The organism is Aminobacter ciceronei, assembly GCF_014138625.1.
GTDB classification, from domain to species: domain Bacteria; phylum Pseudomonadota; class Alphaproteobacteria; order Rhizobiales; family Rhizobiaceae; genus Aminobacter; species Aminobacter ciceronei.
Genome location: NZ_JACJHY010000012.1, coordinates 20,231 through 41,115 on the forward strand (window position 1 = coordinate 20,231; position 20,885 = coordinate 41,115).

The following is a 20,885-nucleotide window of genomic DNA, read 5'->3' on the forward strand; positions in this document are numbered from 1 at the left end:
ATGACTACTCCTCGAAACGCGGCGCGGTTTCGTCGAGCAGCGCATTGGCGCGGGCCACCGCCTCGCGCGGGTCGATGCCTTCGCCGAACACCGCCGACGACAGGGCAACGAATTCGACGCCGGTAGCAGCCACTGCCTCGACCGAGGCGATGTCCGAACCGGCCATGACGATGCACGGGATCTCGATCATCTCGGACCACCATTCACCGAGCGAGAGATTGCGCGAATGCGGCTCGGGCTTGTTGTCGTAACCGAAGCGACCGAAGAAGATGTAGTCTGGTCGCTCTTCGCCGAGCTCAAGCGCATCGTCGCGCGTCTTTGCGCCACCGGCACCGACCATCATGCGCTGCTGGTAGCTTTCGACGGCCTCCGCAAGCTCTTCCTTGTTGCCCTCTATATGGATGCCATCGGCATGGACACGCCCGGCGACGCGGGTGTCGCCGGCGACGACCACTGCCACCCCGGCCTTCTGCGCGGCGGCCACGACCTTTTCGGCAAAGCTCTGGAACGACGCTTCATCGACGCCCTCGCCGGGCAGGATCAGCGATGCGACGTCGCCACCGGCGAGTGCCGCCTCGACCTGTTGCGGGGCGACTGTCGGCGGCGCGATCAGCACGATACGGCAGCGATTGGGTGGCGTGGTTGGGTTCATGTGCATCGATCCGGGTGCTTGTCGCCTATGCAAGGCGATCATGTTTGCATTGGGGCATAGAACAAAGTGCTGCCGTTGAACAGGATGGGCGGCAAAGCCCAAGCATATGAAAACATGGGGAAGGCACTCGCCAACTGCCCGGCATCCCGATATTGCGGATTCGAGAGGCCCTCGATGACCGACCTTCTTCTCGACCCGTGGTTCTATGCAGCGGCAGTTCCTGCCGTGATTCTGGTTGGCCTTTCCAAGGGTGGCTTTGGCGGTGCCGTCGGCTTCGTCGGCGTTCCGCTGATGGCGCTGGTGATTTCGCCGGTGCAGGCTGCTGCAATCCTTTTGCCGATCCTGATCCTGATGGATGTGGTGTCGCTGTGGACCTGGCGCGGCGTCTTCGACCGCACGATCCTGTGGCAGATGCTGCCGGGCTCGATCATCGGCATCGGCATCGGCTGGCTGATGGCCTCTGTCGTGACTGCCGACAATGTGCGCTTCATCGTCGGCGCCATCGCCTTCATCTTCGTGGCGCGCTGGATTTACACCAGCCTGCGCCACGGCGCCGACCACAAGACCGAGCCGAACGGCGCCGCCGGCGCCTTCTGGGGATCGATCGCCGGCTTCACCAGCTTCGTCGCCCATGTCGGTGGCCCGCCATTCCAGGTCTACACCTTGCCGCTGAGGATGGATCCGAAGGTGCTGACCGGCACCAGCGTCATCTTCTTCGCCGTCACCAACGCCATCAAGCTGGTGCCCTACTTTGCGCTCGGCCAGTTCGACACAGCCAATCTGACCGCCTCGCTGGCGCTGATGCCATTGGCACCGCTGGCGACGCTGGCCGGCGCTTGGCTGGTCAGGCGGATGCGGCCGGAAATCTTCTACCCCTTCACTTACGCGACGGTGGCAATCGTCGCCCTGAAGCTGCTTTATGACGGGGTGGTCGACTTTATGTGAGGATGACCGCCTCGCGGCGGTGGAATAGGCTCGTCGCGACCAGGGAGGAGAACTGTCATGGGCAAGTACGAGGAAGACCTCGACAAGACCCCCGCCAATCACCAGCCGCTGACGCCGCTGAGCTTTCTCGAACGCGCCGCAAAGACGTTCCCAGACCATGTCGCCATCATCCATGGCAGCCAGCGCACGAGTTACCGGCAATGGTGGGAACGGTCACTGAAACTTGCCGCGGCGCTCAAGGCGAGCGGCATCGGCAAGGGCGATACGGTGACGGTGATGCTGTCCAACACCCCGCCGATGCTGGAGGCGCATTTCGGTGTGCCGATGACAAAGGCGGTGCTGCATTCGCTGAACACCAGGCTCGACGCGGCGATCATCGCCTTTCAGCTCGACCATGCCGAGACCAAGCTGCTGATCGTCGACCGCGAATTCACAGGCGTGGTCAAGGAGGCTCTGGCGCTGGCAACGGTGAAGCCGCTGGTCATCTGCTATGACGACCCTGAGTACCCCGCGGACGCCCCCTATCCCAAGGGCGAGCGTATCGGCAGCCTCGACTACGAAGACTTCGTCGCGACAGGCGACAGGGCTTTCGCATGGTCGATGCCCGACGATGAATGGGACGCGATCTCACTCAACTACACATCGGGAACGACCGGAAATCCCAAGGGTGTGGTCTACCACCATCGCGGTGCCGCGCTGATGGCCTACACCAACACCATCCACGCCGGCATGGCCAAGCACGCCGTCTATCTCTGGACGCTGCCGATGTTCCACTGCAACGGCTGGTGCTTTCCGTGGACGCTCGCCGTGCAGGCCGGCACCCATGTCTGCCTGCGCTGGGTACGCGCGAGGCAAATGTATGATGCCATCGCCGACCATGGCGTGACGCATCTGTGCGGGGCACCGATCGTCATGTCGATCCTGATCAATGCCCAGGACGAGGACAAGCGCACATTTCAGCAGCAGGTCACCTTCAACACAGCTGCCGCGCCGCCGCCGGAAGCGGTGCTGTCTGGCATGGCCGACGCCGGCTTCGCCGTCACCCATCTCTATGGCCTGACCGAGACCTACGGGCCTGCGGTCGTCAACGAATGGCACGGCGAATGGGACAAACTCGAGAAGGAACCGCGCACGGCGAAGAAGGCGCGCCAAGGTGTGCGCTATGCCGCACTCGAGGACCTGACCGTGATGGACCCCGAGACGATGCAAAGGACACCCGCCGACGGCGAGACCATCGGCGAGGTGATGTTCCGCGGCAACATCGTCATGAGGGGCTATCTCAAGAACAAGAAGGCGACCGACGAGGCCTTTGCCGGCGGCTGGTTCCATTCCGGCGACCTCGGTGTGATGCATCCGGACGGCTACATCCAGATCAAGGATCGCTCCAAGGACATCATCATTTCGGGCGGCGAAAACATCTCGTCGATCGAGGTCGAGGACGCGCTCTACAAGCACCCCTCGGTCGCTTCATGCGGAGTGGTGGCGCGGTCCGACGACAAATGGGGCGAAGTGCCCATTGCCTATGTCGAGCTGAAGCCAGGCAGGCAAGCGACGGAGGCCGAAATCATCGAGCACTGCCGCTCCCTGCTCGCGCGCTTCAAGGTGCCGAAGGCGGTGATCTTCGCCGAGATTCCCAAGACCTCGACCGGCAAGATCCAGAAGTTCCGGCTGCGCGACATGGCCAAGGGATAAGGATCGAGGGCGACGCGCCGGAAGCGCGCCCATTCCTTCAGGCCGCAACCACGGTGGACGGGTGCAGGCCATCGAAGGCTGCCCACAAGCCGGCCGCGAAAACGACAGCCATCGCCGAGAGGATCGGTAGGTCGGAAGCCGTCGGCTTGAGCACCATGTCGGCGACGATGATCAGCATCATCGCATAGTCGAATCGCGCCACCTTGAGGATGCGCCGGCCCTGATCGAGCGCTGCAGGCGTCACGCCATCGCGGGCGATGATCGCAGCCATGCGGTCGGCGGTCGGCTTGAACACCAGGGTGCCGATCAGGAAGGCCATGGCGTAACCTGCAAGCCCGAGCACGATCCAGAGATCGGTGAAGCCGACCCAGAACCAGCACATGACGAGGCCGAGCAGAAGCGTGACCAGCGATGCCGGCATGAACAGCCGGTTGCCGAGTTCGCCGACCGAACGCATGACCTGCAACATGCCGTCGGTGTCGCCGGCACGGTCGGCGCGAACCGCGAGCAGCATCAGTGCGAAGCCGCCGCCGACCCAGAGAACGGCTGCGACGACGTGAAGAAACTTGAAGAGAGAGTACCAATCCATACTCCTGACCTTTCCAATCCGGTTTTGCGAAATCGCAGCACCCACTTCAGGCCGCGCTCATTTTCGGGCCGGCTAATAGCGCCGGTGCTGTTTCGGTAGTGTGTCGATGAAAACGGCGGGATGTTTCGGCAATGGAAACGATGGTCGGGGGCCCCACAAGGTGGCAGGGGAAAACACGTCATTTCAGCTACAAGGCATGTAATGCCGACCGGGCGACGTGATATCGTCCTTCATGCGCTGGAGGGGCGCGTATCCAACCGGCCGCGGGGGGGGCGAATGGCCGGACACATCATCCTGACGATATCTGCAATGTAACGACCCGACATGCGCGCGGCCTGGCCGTGCGGCATGCTGCGGAAACACGGCCGGTGCACATGCGCCGTAACAGCGGTTCGTCACGGGCCGACATCAACCCATTCCCTGCTGGGGGAAAAGGCATCAGGAGACTACAATGCAAGGGGTAGCACGGAATTTCTTCACGCTCGCGGTCGTCTACGCGCTGTGCGGCATGGCGCTTGGCCTGCACATGTCGATCAGCCAGGACCACAGCCAGATGCCGGTTCACGCCCACACCATGGTGGCGGGCTGGCTGATGTCGGCGGTGTTCGCCTTCTTCTACCATCTTTTTCCTGTCGCCCGCGACAAGACGCTGGCCAAGGTCCATTTCTGGCTGACGGCGGTCAGCGGCATCGGCCTTCTGGTCGGCTTGTTCTTCCTGCTCGGCGGCAATGCGGCGATCGAACCTGTGGTGGCGATGTCGTCGATGGGCTTTTACGCAGCGATGCTGCTGTTTGCCTTCATCGCCCTGCCGACGGTGTGGAAGTCCTGAGTCGGCATAAGATCCTGCCTGCCGGCAACGCCACACCGTTGTGCCGTGCCGGCACAGTCTAACGCGCCATAAGGCGAAATCGGCACCGATCTTAAGCGCCCATTAAGCATTCCCAGTGTTTACTGTGCGTATCCAGTCATCTGGATTCTTACCGAGTGGTTGGAGCCACTTTGTTTGACGCCTCCCTGTTAAACTCCTGAGAGCCGCGCTTTTCCGCGGCTCTTTTTTTCGCCCGCGCGCCTTCGGAAATGCCCTCCAAAAGCTATCCGATCCGGCGCGTTAACCCTTTGTTAAACATGCGCTTGCGTTCACATCGGCGGAAGCGCATTTTCATCGGGCTTGGCGTATAGGAACGGCCGCGCAGAATCCGTCGGGAAAGACGGGCAGAACGCGAACAGGGTGCAGGGTAGCGATGATGAACGAGCCTTCGAGGGAAAGCGCAAACACGATCAAGCTCGCCGAAAGGCGGGTGTTTTCGCCGTCCTTCAAGCCCCTCTACAATGAGGGCATGGGCCTGGTCGAACAGGCCGCCGAGTATCTCGACGGTGCCGGCCGCGTCGAGGCCAAGAAGCTGTCGCGGCTTGCCGCCACCCTCTACGCCGCCGAATCGATGCGGCTGACCACCCGCCTGATGCAGATCGCCTCGTGGCTGCTTTTGCAGCGCGCCGCCAACTCAGGCGAGATGACCCGCGACCAGGTCGCCTCGGAGAAGTCCAAGGTGCGGCTCGACACGGCTTCCGCCCATGACGACGCCGCCGGCTGGAACGAACTGCCCGCCGATTTCGTCGACCTGGTGCGCCGCTCGCTGCGCCTGCAGGCGCATGTGCGCCGCATGGACGATGAAATCTATGGCAATGGCGCAACCGTCGTGCCGGTGCAGGCGATGCGCCGCAGCAACCCGGTTTCCGACCAGATCAGCCTGCTCAACACGGCCTTTGCCCGCAACTGACGCAGCACAATCCCTGCGATGACGCGGGGATTGTTTCTGTTTTGTTCACATTTTTCTGGCGTCTTGTCTCCGTGAAGATAGAGTTCGCGGATGAGAGAGACGATTCGTATCATTGGTATCGATCCCGGCCTTCAGCGCACCGGTTGGGGCATCATCGAGAGCCTCGGCAACGCGCTGCGGTTCGTCGCCGCCGGCACCGTGCGCTCCGACAACAAGGCGGCGCTCGCCAGCCGGCTTTGCCAGTTGCATGACGGCCTAGCCGACGTGCTTCACCGCGAAATGCCGCATGAGGCGGCCGTCGAGGCGACCTTCGTCAACAAGGATGCCACTGCAACCCTGAAGCTCGGCCAGGCGCGCGGCATCGCCATGCTGGTGCCGGCCCGCGCCGGGCTCGTCGTAGCCGAGTACTCACCCAATGCGGTGAAGAAGGCGGTCATCGGTGTCGGCCACGGCGACAAGAAGCAGATCGCCATGATGGTCAAGGTGCTGTTGCCGAAGTCGGTGTTCGACACCGCCGATGCCGCTGATGCCCTCGCAATCGCCATCTGCCATGCCCACCACCGCCAGAGCCCGGCATACAGGCTGGCTGCATTGGCTGCCGCTCACGCGTGATGTTCTTGACTTGTTCTCATCGCTGCAACATTCCTTTCCGGCAAGAAGAGGAATGATTCCATGCGGGTTACCAGCAAGGGCCAAGTGACGATCCCTCGCGATCTGCGCGAGACGTTCGGCATCGGCGCCAACACCGAGGTGATTTTCGGTATCGAAGGCGGCAAGATCACCATCGTGCCCAAGGATGAGATCAACAGGCTGGCCGACCGCGACCGGCTTGACCGGTTCCTGGCCATTCTCGACCGGCTCGAAGGCGCCGGGGATCTGGCGACAAATGGTGACGAAATGCTGGCGCTGGTGAAGGGCCGGTGACGTCCAGTCAGGCGCCCCGACCGCACACCACACCCTCGCCGCGACCTACGTGTTCTTGACTTGTTCTCACATCGCCACTAAGTAATACCTACGAGGTATTACCATGCGCGTGACCACAAAGGGCCAGGTGACGATCCCCAAGGAAATCCGTGACCGGCTCGGCATCGAGGCAGGGTCGGAGGTGGATTTTGTCGAACGCGCCGACGGCGCTGTCGAACTGGTGCGCGGCACCGAGCCAGATATGCGGGCGAAGGCGCTTGACCGCAGCCTGGAGGATTGGTTCCGGCGTATCGAAGGTACGGGCGACAGCAATCTGACTGCCGATGACATCATGGCCATGTGACCAGGGATCGTGATGTCCGCGACAATCATTGATTCCAACGTCATCATTGATGTCGTCGAGCCCGGCTCGCAGTGGGCGACCTGGTCCAGGCAGCAGATTCGAGAAGCACGACGGTATGGCGACCTGATATTCAATGCCATTGTCGCAGCCGAAGTTTCGCATGAGTTCGTTTCGGCGGAGCGTTATCAAGGCGTCTTTGTCTCGACGCTATGGACCTTCGAGGACATACCTTTCGAGGCCGCGCTGGCCGCCGGTTGGGCGCACCGCGAATACCGGCAGCGGGGCGGTCGCGGTGAGCGGGCCCTGCCCGACTTCCTCATCGGGGCGCATGCGCTTGTGTCCGGACATCGCCTGTTGACCCGAGACGCCACCCGCTACCGCACCTATTTCCCCGAGCTCGAGATCATCGCGCCCGATACCCATCCATGACGAGGCTTGAACCATGATCGGCAAGTTGAAGGGCACCGTCGACGAGATCGGCGAGGATTTCTGCGTGCTCGACGTGCATGGCGTCGGCTACGTCGCCTATTGCTCGACGCGCACGCTCGCAGCCTTGCCCGGCGTCGGCGAAGCCGCGATCCTGTTCATCGAGACTTATGTCCGCGAAGACATGATTCGGCTCTACGGCTTCAAGACCGAGCTGGAACGCGAGTGGTTCAAGCTCTTGATGGCCAACGTCCAGGGCGTCGGCGCCAAGGTGGCGCTGGCGATCCTGTCGACGCTGGCGCCTTCCGATCTCGCCAACGCGATCGCGCTGCGCGACATCGCCATGGTCAGTCGCGCGCCCGGCGTCGGCAAGAAGGTTGCCGAGCGCATCGTCACCGAGCTCAAGAACAAGGCCCCGGCTTTCGCCGGCGAGGCAACGGGCACGATCGGGCTCAAGCAGGAACTCGGCGAAGGCGTCGCCCCTGCCCCCATCGCCGACGCGGTCTCGGCACTGGTCAATCTCGGCTATTCTCGCGACATCGCCGCCAACGCCATTGCCGCCGCCATGAAGAGCGTCGGCGAAGACGCCGATTCCTCCAAGCTGATCCGCTTCGGCCTGAAGGAGCTGGCACGGTGAGCGCCTTGCTCGCAGCCGGTCTCCGTGCGAGGACGGACGCATGAATTCGCCTGACCGTCTTATCACCCCCGACAAACGCGGCGAGGATGCCGACAACAGCCTGCGCCCGCAGACGCTGGACGATTTCGTCGGCCAGGCGGCGGCGCGCGCCAATCTCAAGATCTTCATCGAGGCGGCAAAGGGCCGTGGCGAGGCGCTCGACCATGTGCTGTTCGTCGGTCCGCCCGGCCTCGGCAAGACGACGCTCGCCCAGATCATGGCACGCGAGCTCGGCGTCAATTTCCGTTCGACCTCCGGCCCGGTCATCGCCAAGGCCGGCGACCTTGCCGCACTGCTGACCAATCTCGAAGAACGCGACGTGCTGTTCATCGACGAGATCCACCGCCTCAACCCGGCAGTCGAGGAAATCCTCTATCCGGCGATGGAGGACTACCAGCTTGACCTGATCATCGGCGAAGGTCCGGCGGCGCGCTCGGTCAAGATCGACCTGGCCAAGTTCACGCTTGTCGCCGCGACCACCCGTCTCGGTCTGCTGACGAACCCGCTGCGCGACCGCTTCGGCATCCCGACCCGGCTCAATTTCTATACGGTCGAGGAGCTTGAGCTGATCGTGCGGCGCGGCGCCCGCATCCTCGGCATGCCGCTCGCCGACGACGGCGCCATCGAGATCGCGCGCCGGGCCCGCGGCACCCCGCGCATCGCAGGCCGCCTCTTGCGCCGCGTCCGCGACTTCGCCGCCGTCGCCGGCTCCGGTCCGGTCGACCGCCGCATCGCCGATGAGGCGCTGTCGCGGCTGGAGGTCGACGCACTCGGTCTCGATTCGCTCGACCGGCGCTACCTCTCGATGATCGCGATGAATTTCGGCGGCGGCCCGGTCGGCATCGAGACCATCGCCGCCGGCCTGTCCGAGCCACGCGACGCCATCGAGGACATCATCGAGCCCTATCTGATCCAACAGGGCTTCATCCAACGCACGCCGCGCGGCCGCGTGCTGACGGCCAATGCCTGGAAGCACCTTGGCCTCGAGATCCCGCGCGACCTTGCCGTGCAGCAGATCAACCTGTTCCAAGAGGAAGACTGATACATGATCGGCTATCGCCCCGGACTGATAGCCGACATCGTTGGACTGCACGCCGTCTACTACGCCCGCGACTGGGGTTTTGGGCTGCCTTTCGAGGCCAAGGTCGCCAGCGAGCTTTCCGCCTTCATGCGCGACTTCAGACCCGGCCTCGACTTCTTCGCCGCTGAGGATGACGACAACTGCGCCCTGCTTGGCACGATCAGCCTGGAGGCTCCGACCTCGACGGAGCTGCTGGCGCATCTGCGCTGGTTCATCACCAGCGATGGCGCGCGCGGGACGGGCCTTGGGCGCCGGCTGATGGACAAGGCCATGGCGCATGTCGACGCCAAGGGTTTTCCCGGCGTCTATCTCACGACATTCGTCGGGCTCGGTCCGGCCCGGCATCTCTATGAATCGTTCGGCTTCAACCTCGTTGCCGAGGAAGAACGCGACCAGTGGTCCGGCGGCGTGCGCGAGCAGCGCTTCGAGCGCCATCGCACGAGTGCCAAAGCTTGATCACTCGCCGCGGCTTCTTCCGTTTTCTCGGCGGTTCGGTCCTGGCTGCGGCGGCGCTTGGCAGCTATGCGGTCGGCATCGAACCGATGCTGCTGACACGGGTGAAACGCTACGCGCTGACCCCGCCCAACTGGCCCGATGGCTTGAAGCTGCGCGTCGTGGCGCTCGCCGACATCCACGCCTGCCGGCCATGGATGACGCCAGAGCGCATCGCTTCGTTGGCGGAAGAAGCCAACGCGCTGGAGCCCGACATCATCGTACTGCTTGGCGACTACGTCGCTGGAACCCGCATGGTAAGCAGCTGGGTCGATTCCCATGAATGGGCTTCGGCCCTTTCGGGCCTCAAGGCACCGCTCGGCGTGTTCTCCATCCTTGGCAATCATGACTGGTGGGAGGACCTGACGGCGCAAAAGGCCGGGCAAGGTCCGACAATTGCCAGGCGGGCGCTGGAAGCGGCGGGTATTCCCGTCATGGAAAACGACGTCGTCCGGCTGGAAAAGGAAGGTCATGGCTTCTGGATCGCAGGCCTCGCCGACCAGCTGGCCTTGCGGCCAGGCAGAGCATGGGGCCGCAAGGGCTTCACCGGGCTTCACGACCTTAGAGGCACGTTGGCGAAAGTCGGCGATGAGGCACCTGTCCTCCTGCTCGCCCATGAGCCCGACATTTTCCCCGACGTTCCCAGCCGCGTTGCGTTGACCCTGTCGGGCCACACCCATGGCGGCCAGGTGCGCCTGTTCGGCTATTCGCCGGTCGTTCCCTCGCGTTACGGCAACCGCTACGCCTATGGCCACGTCGTCGAAGCTGGCCGCAACCTCATCATTTCGGGCGGCCTCGGTTTCAGCATCGCACCGATCCGTTTCGGCGTGCGTCCGGAAATCCTCACGATCGACCTGGGTTGAGCTGAAGCGAAGCTACTTCAGCCCCTTCACAACCTCGAGCACGTCAGGTTCCGCCTTCCGCCCCTCGAATTCGTCGACGATGCCGAAAGCGCCGCCGTAGCCCCAGATCGACCAGGCATAACCGCGCGCCTCGGCGCGAGCGATCATGTCGTTGACATAAGCGGCGCGCCAGGCACCGGGCATGACGTAGGGATTGTTGTACTCCTGGCGGATCATGCCGAACTCGCCGAGATAGATATTGTCGGGCGAGATGTCGTGCTTCTTCGCCCAGGCATCGACCTGGCGGAACGGCGCGTCGAGCTCGGCTTCGAGCTTTTCCTTGCTGTCGATCAGGGCGATCTGCTCATCGAGATAGGCGAGCATGCCGGCCCGGCGCAGCATCGGCGCCTCGGCCCGGATCTTGGCCCGGACCTTGTCGAGCACAGCATCAAGCTCGGCGCGAGGCACGGCATAGGGCGGATAAGGCAGCCCGGTAACATAACGAATGAAGTCGCCGGCCCAGGTGGCGCCCTGGCTGGTCAGCAGGAACGGCTGGTAAGAATGGAACGTCCAGATGACATTGTCGTCGGGAATATCCTTGGGGTCGAGCGCGGCGAGACCTTCCGCACCGGCCCAGCAACTGCCGGACAGCACAAGGGTCAGGCGGGTCGCCGTTGCGCGCGCGGCGGCATAAAGGCGCTTGAGACGTTCAGGCCAGAGCTTGGCCTCGCCTTGTTCGCAATCGACGACCGGCTCGTTCATCAGCTCAAAGGCGACCAGGCCCGGATCTTCCTTGGCCAAGGTGAGTCCCATCTGCCGGACCAGCTCGACATAACGGTCGAAATTGGCCGGATCGTCCATCACCTCGGACATGCCGATCTGGCCATTGCCGCCTGACGGAATGAGGTGAAGGTCGACCACCGCCTTGAGCCCGGCCGCGTTGACCATGCGCGCCGACTCCAGGACGCTCTCAAGCAATTGTTCGCGCAGCGGTTCTGTCTTTTTGGACAGGAACACCGAAGGGTCGACGGGAATGCGCACGACGTCGAACCCGCCGGCCTTGAGCGTTTTCAGGTCGCCCTCACCGAGCCGTTGGCGCCATTCGGGAAACGGCAGGATGACGTTCGCGTCGTCCCATTTGCCCTCACCGGGCCAGGTTTCCCAGATATCGAGATTGATGCCCCGCTTCATCGTGAAAGTCGCCGCGTCGGCCGTGCAGAGCGGCAACGCGAGCACAAGCAAGGCCATCACTAAGGTTCGGATCATCACCACCATCGCCACCCTCTCGGTCAGACAGAATTGGTGCCCAAAAGCCCGGAGAAAGGAAAGCCCCAAGGCCGAACATGGTGAAAGTCCAGGCCACCGACGCACTAAAGCACCTTCTAAACAACACGTCGACAGATTCGTCGGCACGATTCATTACAAAAGCTGCGCGAGATCCATTGCGAATGTATCTGCATTGAAAGCAATAAATTTTCAGGTTAACCGTAAACGATGATCTTCATGATTTGTTTGCTAAGCATGGATACTTGTTTGCAGATCACAGCTATTGATAGAATTTCGATCGATTGCGCAGCGGGGGTTATGCAATGACGGTGGTTGACCAATGGCGGCCTGAGACAGCAGCCGGCGGATTTACCCGGGACGATGAGGCGATCGAGTTCTACACGCGCGTCAACGCCCTTGTGGAGCCCGATATGGTGGTCGTCGACCTGGGGGCCGGGCGCGGCTCCCGTTTCGACCACGGCAGTGCGCCTTTCCGCAAGTGGTTCTGCAATTTCCATGGCCGCGTGAGGAAGGTCATCGGCATCGACGTCGACCCGGTGGTGATGACGCATCCGCATCTCGACGAGGCGCGGGTCATTGAACCTGGCGGCCGCCTGCCACTGGAAGACGCAAGCGTCGACATCATCATCTGCGAATGGGTGATCGAGCATGTCGAACATCCCCGGCAGTTCGCGCAGGAAATCCACCGGGTGCTCAGGCCCGGCGGATGGCTTTGCGCGCTCACCCCGAACCGCCTTGGCTATGTCGGGATTGGCACCACGCTGGTGCCGGAAACGGTGAAGGATCGCATCATGAGGCTGGTGTGGCCCGAGCGGCCACGGGAAGATGCGTTTCCGACATTCTACCGCATGAACACCTTGGGCAGCATTCGGCGCGCCTTCGACGAAAAGAGCTGGTCGCACCATGGCTACGTTTCCAACGGCACGCCGAAATATCATGGCGGCACGGCGGCGGGCTTTGCCTTCGTCTCGCTGCTGCAATGGCTCATGCCGCCGGCCATGCGGACCAACCTGCTGGTGTTTTCGCGCAAACGTCCGGGGCCGATGGGTACGCAGGCTCGACTGCAGAAGGCATGCCAGGACCTGAGCGTCGCACCTGCCGAAAGGCAGGGCGAAAAGGTCTGACGGAACTGCCGCAAGGCGCTGCCCTGGCCAAGGCTGCTCGGCTGTCGACAAACCCGTGCCGGCAATGCGTCAGACAGTTCTTGATCGTTGCCACCGATAATGCCATCGGACTCCCTGCCCTGTTGCCGGATCGTGCCGACAATGGACCGCAAAGAGGATGTGCAATGGCGGATGATGTGGACCAGGACTTGCTGGCGGCCGGCCTATCCGGCGCCCTGACGCCGTTCGGCCACCGGCTGATGGCGCGGGTCTATTATGCCGACACCGACTTCTCCGGCGTCGTCTACCATGCGCGTTATCTCGAATTCTTTGAACGCGGGCGCTCGGACTTCCTGCGCCTCGCCGGCGTCCACCACACCGAACTTGTCGACGGCAAGCATGGCGAAAAGATCGTCTGGGTGGTGCGCCGCATGGAGATCGATTTCCGCGGATCAGCCAAGATCGACGACATCCTGACCATCGAAACCCGGACGCAGGACGTCTCGGGCGCCCGCATCACCATGGCCCAGCAGTTGAAACGCGGTGACGAGGTGCTGGTCGAAGCCAAGGTCGAAGCGGCAATTATCGGCGAGAATGGCCGCCCCAGGCGTTTCCCAAAGGACTGGATCGAAGCCTTCATGCCCGGACGGTAATGTCGGCCGAGCGGCGGCACACCGCCGACGGCCCTGCCATGAGAGTTCACTGATCACGAGATCGTGTGACGCCGCGCAGCGATTACTGGGCTCCGGAGCGCTGCAATCCCGTCGCACCGGGTGGCAGGTTGGCGCACCATCATGTTCCTAACCCATCTTTAACCATAACGGTCCATTAAGGGGTCGGTGAAAGTCGTAAGTATTCCGAGCGGCCTTCCTTTCACCAAAATTGGCTCCGAAAAGGCCGAAAAGGCGCATTTTGGGGCACTTCCGGAAGCTTCGCGCGAACGGACCACGATGGGATGATGCGCAAGGGCTAGCTGCGAGCCGGGCCCGGAAATCTTAAGGACTGTTACAAGATGGAAAACCTACCTCTCGCCCAAACCGGCGCGGAATTGTCGATTTGGGCGCTGTTCTGGCAGGCCGGCTGGGTGGTCAAGCTGGTGATGCTGGGCCTGCTCGGCGCGTCGGTATGGACCTGGGCGATCATCGTCGACAAGCTGGTTGCCTACAACCGCATGCGCGCAGCGCTGAACCGCTTCGAACAGATCTTCTGGTCGGGCCAGTCGCTGGAAGAGCTCTATCGCAACCTTTCCGATCGCAAGACCACAGGCATGAGCGCGATCTTCGTCGCTGCCATGAAGGAGTGGAAGAAGAGTTTCGAGAAGGGCGCCAAATCGCCGCTGGCGCTGCAGACCCGTATCGACAAGGCAATGGACCTGGCGCTGACGCGCGAGATGGAGCGGCTGGAAGGCCGGCTCGGCTTCCTCGCCACCATCGGTTCGGCCGCCCCCTTCATCGGCCTGTTCGGCACCGTCGTCGGCATCATGACCTCGTTCCAGGCCATTGCCGGCTCGAAGTCGACCAACCTCGCCGTCGTCGCCCCCGGCATCGCCGAGGCACTGCTGGCAACCGCAATCGGCCTGCTCGCCGCTATTCCCGCGGTCATCGCCTACAACAAGCTGTCATCCGACGCCGGCAAGATTGGCATGCGCATGGAGGGCTTCTCGGACGAGTTCTCCGCCATACTGTCGCGCCAAATCGATGAAAAAGTCGCGCAGCGGGCCTGAGGAGTAGACCATGGGTATGTCAGTTAGCGCGGGCGGTTCGGGCCGCGGCGGGCGCGGCCACAGGCGGCGCGGCCGCCACCACGGCCTGATGTCCGAAATCAACGTCACGCCGTTCGTCGACGTGATGCTGGTGCTGCTCATCATCTTCATGGTGGCCGCACCGCTGATGACCGTCGGCGTGCCAATCGACCTGCCCGAGACCCAGGCCAAAGCGCTGAATTCGGAAACACAGCCGATCACCATCTCCATCAACGAGGCCGGCCAGATCCACATCCAGGAAACCGAGATCCCGATCGACGAGGTCGTCGCCAAGCTCGGCGCCATCGCCAAGGCCGGCTACGAGGAACGCATCTACGTGCGCGGCGACAAGACCGCCGACTACGGTACGGTGATGAAGGTCATGGCCCGTATCCAGGCCGCCGGCTACAACAAGATCGGCCTCGTTACGCTGCAGGAACAGGACCAGTAGCCCGCAAAATGAAGACCGGCATCACGACATCTGTGGTTTTGCATGCAGCGGTGCTGGGTTTCGGCCTGTTCACCCTGTCGGCACCCAGCGCCCTCGAAGTCGCCGACGTCGAGGCGTTCCCGGTCGACATCGTGCCAGTGGAATCGATCACCCAGATCCAGAAGGGCGACAAGAAGGCCCCGGCCAACGAAAAGCCGGCGCCCAAGCCGACAAGCCGTCCCGACATCGTGCCGGACGCCCAGAATGTCGGCGACAACAAGACCGACAGCGACAAGCCGCCGACGCCCGAGCCGACGCAGAAGGACGTGGATGTCGCAGCCGCACCGCCGCCCTCGCCCAAGCCCGAGCCCAAGCCGACACCGGTCGAGCAGCCCAAGCCCGAGCCGGTGAAGCAGGCCGAGCCAAAGCCTGTGCCGGTACCGGCGACCGAAGTGACGCCGCAGCCTCAGCCCAAGCAGGAAGTCAAGCCCGACCCGGTTGCCGAGACCATCGTCAACGACCAGGCTGAGGCGGAAGCCGTCAAGCTGCCCGAGAATGCGCCGGCACCCGAAGCCAAGCCGCAGCCTCCGCAGGCGCAGACGGCCAAGACGCCCGAGCGCAAGCAGGAAGACAAGCAGACCCAGCAGGCCTCGTCCAAGCCGAAGTCGGAAGAAAAGGAATTCAACGCCGACGAGGTTGCGGCCCTTCTCAACAAACAGAAGCCTTCGGGCGGCGGCGCCAAGCGCTCCACCGAACAGGCGTCGCTTGGCGGCAAGAAGGACACCGGCGGCAACAAGCTGAGCCAGAGCGAGATGGACGCCCTTCGCGGTCAGGTCCAGCGTTGCTGGAACGTGCCGGCAGGCGCCATGGACGGCGGCAACCTCAAGGTTTCCATTCAGTTCAATCTCACCCCTAGCGGCGAAGTCGAGGGACGGCCGGAGATCATCTCCGGTGGTGGTTCGGCCGGCATCGAGCGGGCGGCAGCCGAGTCGGCGCGCCGCGCGGTCCTCCAGTGTGCTCCGTACAATCTGCCGGCTGACAAATATGCCGGCGGCTGGGACCAAGTCATCGTCAATTTCGACCCGAGCGAAATGTTCTGAGCGCCCACACGCTCACCCGGAACTAAGAGGCCTGTCTAATGAAGCATGTAATCAAAGCGATCCTTCTGATCGGCGCCATGGCGAGCGGCATGACCGCGTTTGCAACCTTGCCCGCACGCGCGCTGGTCGAGATCGACGTCAACAAGGGCAATGTCGAGCCGCTGCCGATCGCCATCACCGATTTCCTGTCAGGTGATGCGATGGGTGCCGAGATCGCCGGCATCGTCGCCGCCGACCTGCAGCGCTCGGGCCTGTTCGCCCCGATCGACAAGGGCGCCTTCATCGAGAAGATCTCCAACCCCGATGTCGCACCGCGCTTCGAGGACTGGAAGGTCATCAATGCCCAGGCGCTGGTCACCGGCCGTGTCAGCCAGGAAGCGGACGGCAGGCTGAAGGCCGAGTTCCGGCTGTGGGACACCTTTGCCGGCCAGCAGCTTGCCGGCGAGCAGTTCTTCGCCAACAAGGCCAATTCGCGCCGCATCGCCCACATCATCGCCGATGCCATTTATGAGCGCCTGACCGGCGAGAAGGGTTACTTCGACACCCGCGTCGTGTTCATCGACGAGTCGGGCGCCAAGACCGCGCGCAAGAAGCGCCTCGCGATCATGGATCAGGACGGCGCCAATGTGCGCTACCTCTCCGATGGCCGCTCGATCGCCATGACCCCGCGCTTCTCGCCGACGCGCCAGGAAATCACCTACATGTCCTACGAAAGCGGTCAGCCGCAGGTCTACCTGCTGCAGATCGAGACCGGCCAGCGCGAACTCGTCGGCAACTTCCCCGGCATGACCTTTGCGCCGCGCTTTTCACCCGACGGCCAGAAGGTGATCATGAGCCTGCTGCGCGACGACGGCAATTCCAACATCTTCTCGATGGACCTGCGCAGCCGCACCACAACGCGCCTGACCAACTCCAGCGCCATCGACACCTCGCCATCCTATTCGCCCGACGGTTCCAAGGTGGTCTTCACCTCCGACCGTGGCGGCCAGCCACAGATCTACGTCATGGGCGCCGACGGCTCGGGCCAGACCCGCGTTTCCTTCGGCGGCGGCAGCTACTCGACCCCGGTGTGGTCGCCGCGCGGCGACCTGATCGCCTTCACCAAGCAGTCGGGCGGCCAGTTCCAGATCGGCGTCATGAAGACCGACGGTTCGGGCGAGCGCATCCTGTCGACCGGATTCCAGCAGGAAGGCCCGACCTGGGCGCCGAATGGCCGCGTCGTGATGTTCTTCCGCGACCAGCCCGGCGGCGGCGGTCCCAAGCTCTACTCGGTCGACCTCACCGGCCGCAACGAGCAGGCGATCCCGACCTCGGGCTTTGCCTCCGACCCGGCCTGGTCGCCGCTGCTCGACTAAGTGCACGGGCGCGAAGATCGGTTTCGAACTTCGCAACGGGGCAGTCACCCGTGTCAAAGTGTGACAGCGCCCTTTGCGCGTCCCAGCTGACACGCAGTGCCACAGGGGCCCGTTGTTAACCTTCTCCGGTGAAGGCGCGACGAATGGACCAGGCGGCGTCAATTGACCAATGACGCCGCCTTTCTGCCGTATTTTCGCCTACGGTGCGCGGCGAAGTGCATGTTCGACGGCTGCCGCATGCGGGGACACTACAGCGAGCAGCAACGATATTTTAACCACGTTTCTTGAATGCCGGTTAACCCCAACGTGGTTACTGGATGTTCAACGAAATCACTCGAATGCGAAGGAGAGGCGGGATGCGCCGTATCGCAAAATTTGCAACCAACCCCGTGGTCGTGGCCCTGATCGCCTCTCTGGCGATTGCCGGCTGCGCCTCGAAGAAGACCCCGAACAACGCGGCCGATCTCGGCCTCGGCGGCGGCGCCGGCTCGGCAACGCCGGGCTCGTCGCAGGACTTCACCGTCAATGTCGGCGACCGCATCTTCTTTGACACCGACTCTTCGTCGGTTCGTGCCGACGCCCAGGGCATCCTGAGCCGCCAGGCGCAGTGGCTGAACAAGTACGGCCAGTACGCAGTCGTTGTCGAAGGCCATGCCGACGAACGCGGCACCCGCGAATACAACCTGGCTCTCGGCGCACGTCGCGCCGCTGCCGCCCGCGACTACCTGATCTCGCAGGGCGTTGCCGCCAATCGCCTGAAGACGATCTCCTACGGCAAGGAACGTCCGGTCGCGGTTTGCGACGACATCTCCTGCTGGTCGCAGAACCGCCGCGCCGTCACGACGCTGTCGGGCGCCGGCAGCTGAGCTGCGCGAAGCCACTGAGTGAAACGAAAGGCGGTCTTCGGGCCGCCTTTTGCTTATCTGGCAGTCCGAAACAAAATTTGGCCGAAGTCTCCGGTCCTGATAAATGACGAGAGCGCATCGGCGCGAAGCAACCAAATTCTCTTCCACGGCGAGAGGCTAATGCATTTTCGATCAATCCTGAGTGGCACACTTGCCATCTTCCTTCTGTCGGGGGCCGCAGCGCACGCGCGCGACGGCATTGGCATCGACTTCCCCAAGATCGGCCTGCCGGGTGTTTTCGGCAGCAAGACGGAGAGCACCGAAGTTCCGATCCAGCTCGCCCAGGCGGGCGATCCGCGCGTCACCGCGCTCGAGGAGGAAATCCGCAAGCTCAACGGCTCCATCGAGGAGCTGAACTTCCAGATCCTGCAGATGCAGGAGCAGATGCGGAAGATGCAGGAAGACAACGAGTTCCGCTTCCAGGAGCTTGAGGGCGGCGGACAGAAGAAGTCCGACGCCTCCGGCAAGAGCAACAGCTCGATCGTTGAGGCGCCCACGGCGCCTCAACCCGGCGCGGCCCAGACGGCGACCGCTCCCGCCCCAGGCGCAAACAGCGTCGAAGACGTAATCACCGATTCCGGCACCGGTGAGCCCGGTGCAGTTGCCGGTGGCGGCACCGGCGCGCCGCCGACGACATTCGGCACCATCACCGTCGATGCCAATGGCAACGTCGTCTCGGAAAGCGCCAATCCGCAGGTCGCTGCACCGGCCCAACCGCACGCGCCTGCCGCAACGCAACCGGCGCAACCGAAGAGCAATGGCACCGCTGTTGCCGCATTGCCCGACACCAACGATCCGGACGAGCTTTACCGTAACTCCTACCAGTTCGTGCTTTCGGGCGACTACACCACCGCCGAACAGGGTTTTCGCGATCACATCTCGCGCTTTCCCGCCGATCCCAAGACGGCCGATGCGCGCTTCTGGCTGGGCGAGTCGCTTCTCGGCCAAAAGAAGTACCGCGACGCTGCCGAGATTTTCCTCAACGCCTCGAAGGAATATCCGAAGTCCAAGAAGGCGCCTGAAATGATGCTCAAGCTCGGCGTTTCGCTTGTCGGCCTGAAGCAGCGCGATGTTGCCTGCGCCACCTTCGGCGAGATTGGCAAGCGCTATCCCGACGTCTCCGGCGCCATCAAGGAACGGGTCAAGCAGGAACGGGCTCTCGCCGCGTGCTGACGCAGCCGATCGACGCTGACTTCTTTGCAGACTTTTCCGAGTTCGACTTTGCCGCGCACGCAACGATCATCGCAGCGGCATCAGGCGGCAGCGACTCGACAGCGCTTCTCCTTCTTCTCAAATCCCATCTCGACAGGCACGCGCCGACGACGCGCTTGCAGGCGGTGACCGTCGACCACGCGCTGCGCCCCGGTTCGGACGCCGAGGCCGACGCGGTTGGGCAGCTCTGCGCCCGCTTTGGTATTGCCCATCGCACGATGCACTGGACCGGCGACAAGCCGTCGACCGGCATCGCAGCCGCCGCGCGCAATGCGCGCTACGATCTGCTCGCCCAGGCAGCGCGCGAGGCGGGTGCGACGATCCTGGTCACCGGTCACACCGCCGACGACCAGGCCGAGACGGTGCTGATGCGCAGCGCGCGCGGCACGGGCCGCGGTGCCGCCGGCATGGCCTCGGCCACGCTTTTCGACGGCGACATCTGGATCGTCCGCCCGCTGCTCGGGCAGCGCCGCGAGCGGCTGCGCGACATGCTCAGGGCGCTCAGGACCAGCTGGATCGACGACCCCACCAACACCAATGACGCCTACGAGCGGCCACGCATGCGGCTGTCGCTGCAGAACGATGGCATCCAGCGGATCGAGGCCGCCCTAAGCGACGCCCGGCAGGCAGGCGCGGCGCGCACCAAACTGGGCGAGCGTGCGGCAGCGCTGATCGCCACCCATGCCAGTCGCGTCAGCCCGGGACTGAACCGTCTCGACCCGGCCTTCGCGGAGACACCTGACAGCGATGCGGCGGCCTACGCGCTACGTGTGTTGATTGCGGTGTCAGGCGGCGTGCCGCATCTGCCTGACGAGGCACGCGTCCGCGACCTGCTGGAGCGTCTCGCCGATGGGCCGGCTAACAAAAAACCGGCCCGCGCCACATTGTCGCGCGCGCTCGTCGACATCAGAAGCACAGGCATTTTCCTGCTGCGCGAGGGACGCGGATTGCCGCGGGCAACGCCATTGGCGACGGGTCTGTGGGACGGCCGCTACAGGATTGCGGCCCCACAACCAGGACAGGCTGAAATGACCGTCGCACCACTCGGTTTGACGGCCGCCATCTCGATGGCGTCGGAGGTGAATGCACCGCAAAGTCTTGTCCGGGCGGCACTTCAGGCCGAGCCCGCCTTGTGGCGCGGCGAAAGATTGGCGGGATTGGCTTTTCTAACAAATGCTGACGCGCTGGCCGGCCCTTGGGCGCGTTTCCTCCCCGGCTTCGACCTGGCTCCGGCTCAGGCAGTGTCAGAACTGATTGGCGGGCGAGCGATCCCGGTCTCGCCATGCCGTGGTCACATTGCTGTTTGACCTTA

General features: G+C 63.4%; 24 protein-coding genes. 21 read left to right on the top strand and 3 right to left on the bottom strand.

Annotation, left to right across the window (positions count from 1 at the left end; genetic code table 11):
* Positions 1-4: 4 nt before the first annotated feature.
* Positions 5-652 (bottom strand): thiamine phosphate synthase, encoded by a 648-nt coding sequence (locus HNQ95_RS13735; protein WP_154386614.1) that lies wholly within the window; start codon positions 650-652, stop codon positions 5-7.
* Between the two features lie 174 nt (positions 653-826).
* On the opposite strand from HNQ95_RS13735, the gene HNQ95_RS13740 reads away from it, so the two are divergent.
* Positions 827-1,597 carry a sulfite exporter TauE/SafE family protein gene (locus HNQ95_RS13740; RefSeq protein WP_067956835.1) on the top strand — a complete coding sequence of 257 codons (771 nt, stop codon included), beginning with the start codon at positions 827-829 and terminating at the stop codon, positions 1,595-1,597.
* A 57-nt stretch (positions 1,598-1,654) separates the two neighbouring features.
* Positions 1,655-3,289 carry an acyl-CoA synthetase gene (locus HNQ95_RS13745; protein ID WP_182574292.1) on the top strand — a complete coding sequence of 545 codons (1,635 nt, stop codon included), beginning with the start codon at positions 1,655-1,657 and terminating at the stop codon, positions 3,287-3,289.
* Positions 3,290-3,326: 37 nt separating this feature from the next.
* On the opposite strand, the gene HNQ95_RS13750 is transcribed toward HNQ95_RS13745, so the two are convergent.
* Positions 3,327-3,878, bottom strand: a complete 552-nt coding sequence (locus HNQ95_RS13750) for a DUF2269 family protein (RefSeq protein ID WP_067956829.1) — start codon at positions 3,876-3,878, stop codon at positions 3,327-3,329.
* 451 nt (positions 3,879-4,329) lie between these two features.
* Between HNQ95_RS13750 and HNQ95_RS13755 the strand changes: the two genes are divergently transcribed.
* The 10 genes from HNQ95_RS13755 to HNQ95_RS13800 all read left to right on the top strand — a co-directional run bounded on the left by HNQ95_RS13755 (position 4,330) and on the right by HNQ95_RS13800 (position 10,461).
* Positions 4,330-4,707, top strand: a complete 378-nt coding sequence (locus HNQ95_RS13755; protein ID WP_067956827.1) for a hypothetical protein — start codon at positions 4,330-4,332, stop codon at positions 4,705-4,707.
* A gap of 415 nt (positions 4,708-5,122) precedes the next feature.
* Positions 5,123-5,656: a protease adaptor protein RcdA gene (gene rcdA, locus HNQ95_RS13760; RefSeq protein WP_067966050.1), complete on the top strand. Its 534-nt coding sequence runs from the start codon at positions 5,123-5,125 to the stop codon at positions 5,654-5,656.
* 90 nt (positions 5,657-5,746) lie between these two features.
* The gene (gene ruvC, locus HNQ95_RS13765; RefSeq protein WP_154386616.1) at positions 5,747-6,268 is read left to right on the top strand and encodes a crossover junction endodeoxyribonuclease RuvC; all 522 of its coding nucleotides are present in this window, start codon (positions 5,747-5,749) and stop codon (positions 6,266-6,268) included.
* A gap of 60 nt (positions 6,269-6,328) precedes the next feature.
* A complete protein-coding gene (locus tag HNQ95_RS13770) occupies positions 6,329-6,580 on the top strand; it encodes an AbrB/MazE/SpoVT family DNA-binding domain-containing protein (RefSeq protein WP_154386617.1) in 252 nt (83 codons plus the stop codon).
* Positions 6,581-6,683: 103 nt separating this feature from the next.
* A complete protein-coding gene (locus tag HNQ95_RS13775) occupies positions 6,684-6,923 on the top strand; it encodes an AbrB/MazE/SpoVT family DNA-binding domain-containing protein (protein ID WP_182574291.1) in 240 nt (79 codons plus the stop codon).
* 12 nt (positions 6,924-6,935) lie between these two features.
* Entirely contained in the window at positions 6,936-7,352 is a 417-nt protein-coding gene (locus HNQ95_RS13780; protein WP_210283767.1) for a type II toxin-antitoxin system VapC family toxin, read from the top strand.
* A 13-nt stretch (positions 7,353-7,365) separates the two neighbouring features.
* The gene (gene ruvA / locus HNQ95_RS13785; RefSeq protein WP_182574289.1) at positions 7,366-7,986 is read left to right on the top strand and encodes a Holliday junction branch migration protein RuvA; all 621 of its coding nucleotides are present in this window, start codon (positions 7,366-7,368) and stop codon (positions 7,984-7,986) included.
* Positions 7,987-8,026: 40 nt separating this feature from the next.
* Positions 8,027-9,067 (top strand): Holliday junction branch migration DNA helicase RuvB, encoded by a 1,041-nt coding sequence (gene ruvB / locus HNQ95_RS13790; protein WP_067956812.1) that lies wholly within the window; start codon positions 8,027-8,029, stop codon positions 9,065-9,067.
* Positions 9,068-9,070: 3 nt separating this feature from the next.
* The gene (locus HNQ95_RS13795) at positions 9,071-9,562 is read left to right on the top strand and encodes a GNAT family N-acetyltransferase (RefSeq protein ID WP_182574288.1); all 492 of its coding nucleotides are present in this window, start codon (positions 9,071-9,073) and stop codon (positions 9,560-9,562) included.
* Entirely contained in the window at positions 9,559-10,461 is a 903-nt protein-coding gene (locus HNQ95_RS13800) for a metallophosphoesterase (protein ID WP_182574287.1), read from the top strand. Before HNQ95_RS13795 ends, HNQ95_RS13800 begins: the two co-directional genes overlap by 4 nt.
* Before the next feature lie 12 nt (positions 10,462-10,473).
* On the opposite strand, the gene HNQ95_RS13805 is transcribed toward HNQ95_RS13800, so the two are convergent.
* Positions 10,474-11,688: a glycoside hydrolase family 5 protein gene (locus HNQ95_RS13805; RefSeq protein ID WP_246719241.1), complete on the bottom strand. Its 1,215-nt coding sequence runs from the start codon at positions 11,686-11,688 to the stop codon at positions 10,474-10,476.
* 341 nt (positions 11,689-12,029) lie between these two features.
* On the opposite strand from HNQ95_RS13805, the gene HNQ95_RS13810 reads away from it, so the two are divergent.
* The 9 genes from HNQ95_RS13810 to tilS all read left to right on the top strand — a co-directional run bounded on the left by HNQ95_RS13810 (position 12,030) and on the right by tilS (position 20,880).
* Complete coding sequence (locus tag HNQ95_RS13810; protein ID WP_182574285.1) at positions 12,030-12,851, top strand: class I SAM-dependent methyltransferase; 822 nt, start codon at positions 12,030-12,032, stop codon at positions 12,849-12,851.
* A 164-nt stretch (positions 12,852-13,015) separates the two neighbouring features.
* Complete coding sequence (ybgC, locus tag HNQ95_RS13815; protein ID WP_067956802.1) at positions 13,016-13,483, top strand: tol-pal system-associated acyl-CoA thioesterase; 468 nt, start codon at positions 13,016-13,018, stop codon at positions 13,481-13,483.
* Positions 13,484-13,842: 359 nt separating this feature from the next.
* The gene (tolQ, locus tag HNQ95_RS13820) at positions 13,843-14,553 is read left to right on the top strand and encodes a protein TolQ (protein WP_067956800.1); all 711 of its coding nucleotides are present in this window, start codon (positions 13,843-13,845) and stop codon (positions 14,551-14,553) included.
* A 10-nt stretch (positions 14,554-14,563) separates the two neighbouring features.
* Entirely contained in the window at positions 14,564-15,022 is a 459-nt protein-coding gene (gene tolR, locus HNQ95_RS13825; RefSeq protein WP_067956797.1) for a protein TolR, read from the top strand.
* Positions 15,023-15,030: 8 nt separating this feature from the next.
* Positions 15,031-16,101: a cell envelope integrity protein TolA gene (gene tolA, locus HNQ95_RS13830; RefSeq protein ID WP_067956794.1), complete on the top strand. Its 1,071-nt coding sequence runs from the start codon at positions 15,031-15,033 to the stop codon at positions 16,099-16,101.
* Positions 16,102-16,139: 38 nt separating this feature from the next.
* A complete protein-coding gene (gene tolB, locus HNQ95_RS13835; protein ID WP_067956791.1) occupies positions 16,140-17,456 on the top strand; it encodes a Tol-Pal system beta propeller repeat protein TolB in 1,317 nt (438 codons plus the stop codon).
* A gap of 356 nt (positions 17,457-17,812) precedes the next feature.
* Positions 17,813-18,322 (top strand): peptidoglycan-associated lipoprotein Pal, encoded by a 510-nt coding sequence (gene pal / locus HNQ95_RS13840; RefSeq protein ID WP_067956787.1) that lies wholly within the window; start codon positions 17,813-17,815, stop codon positions 18,320-18,322.
* A gap of 159 nt (positions 18,323-18,481) precedes the next feature.
* Complete coding sequence (ybgF, locus tag HNQ95_RS13845; RefSeq protein WP_067956784.1) at positions 18,482-19,534, top strand: tol-pal system protein YbgF; 1,053 nt, start codon at positions 18,482-18,484, stop codon at positions 19,532-19,534.
* A complete protein-coding gene (gene tilS, locus HNQ95_RS13850) occupies positions 19,528-20,880 on the top strand; it encodes a tRNA lysidine(34) synthetase TilS (protein ID WP_246787032.1) in 1,353 nt (450 codons plus the stop codon). Before ybgF ends, tilS begins: the two co-directional genes overlap by 7 nt.
* Positions 20,881-20,885: the final 5 nt, after the last annotated feature.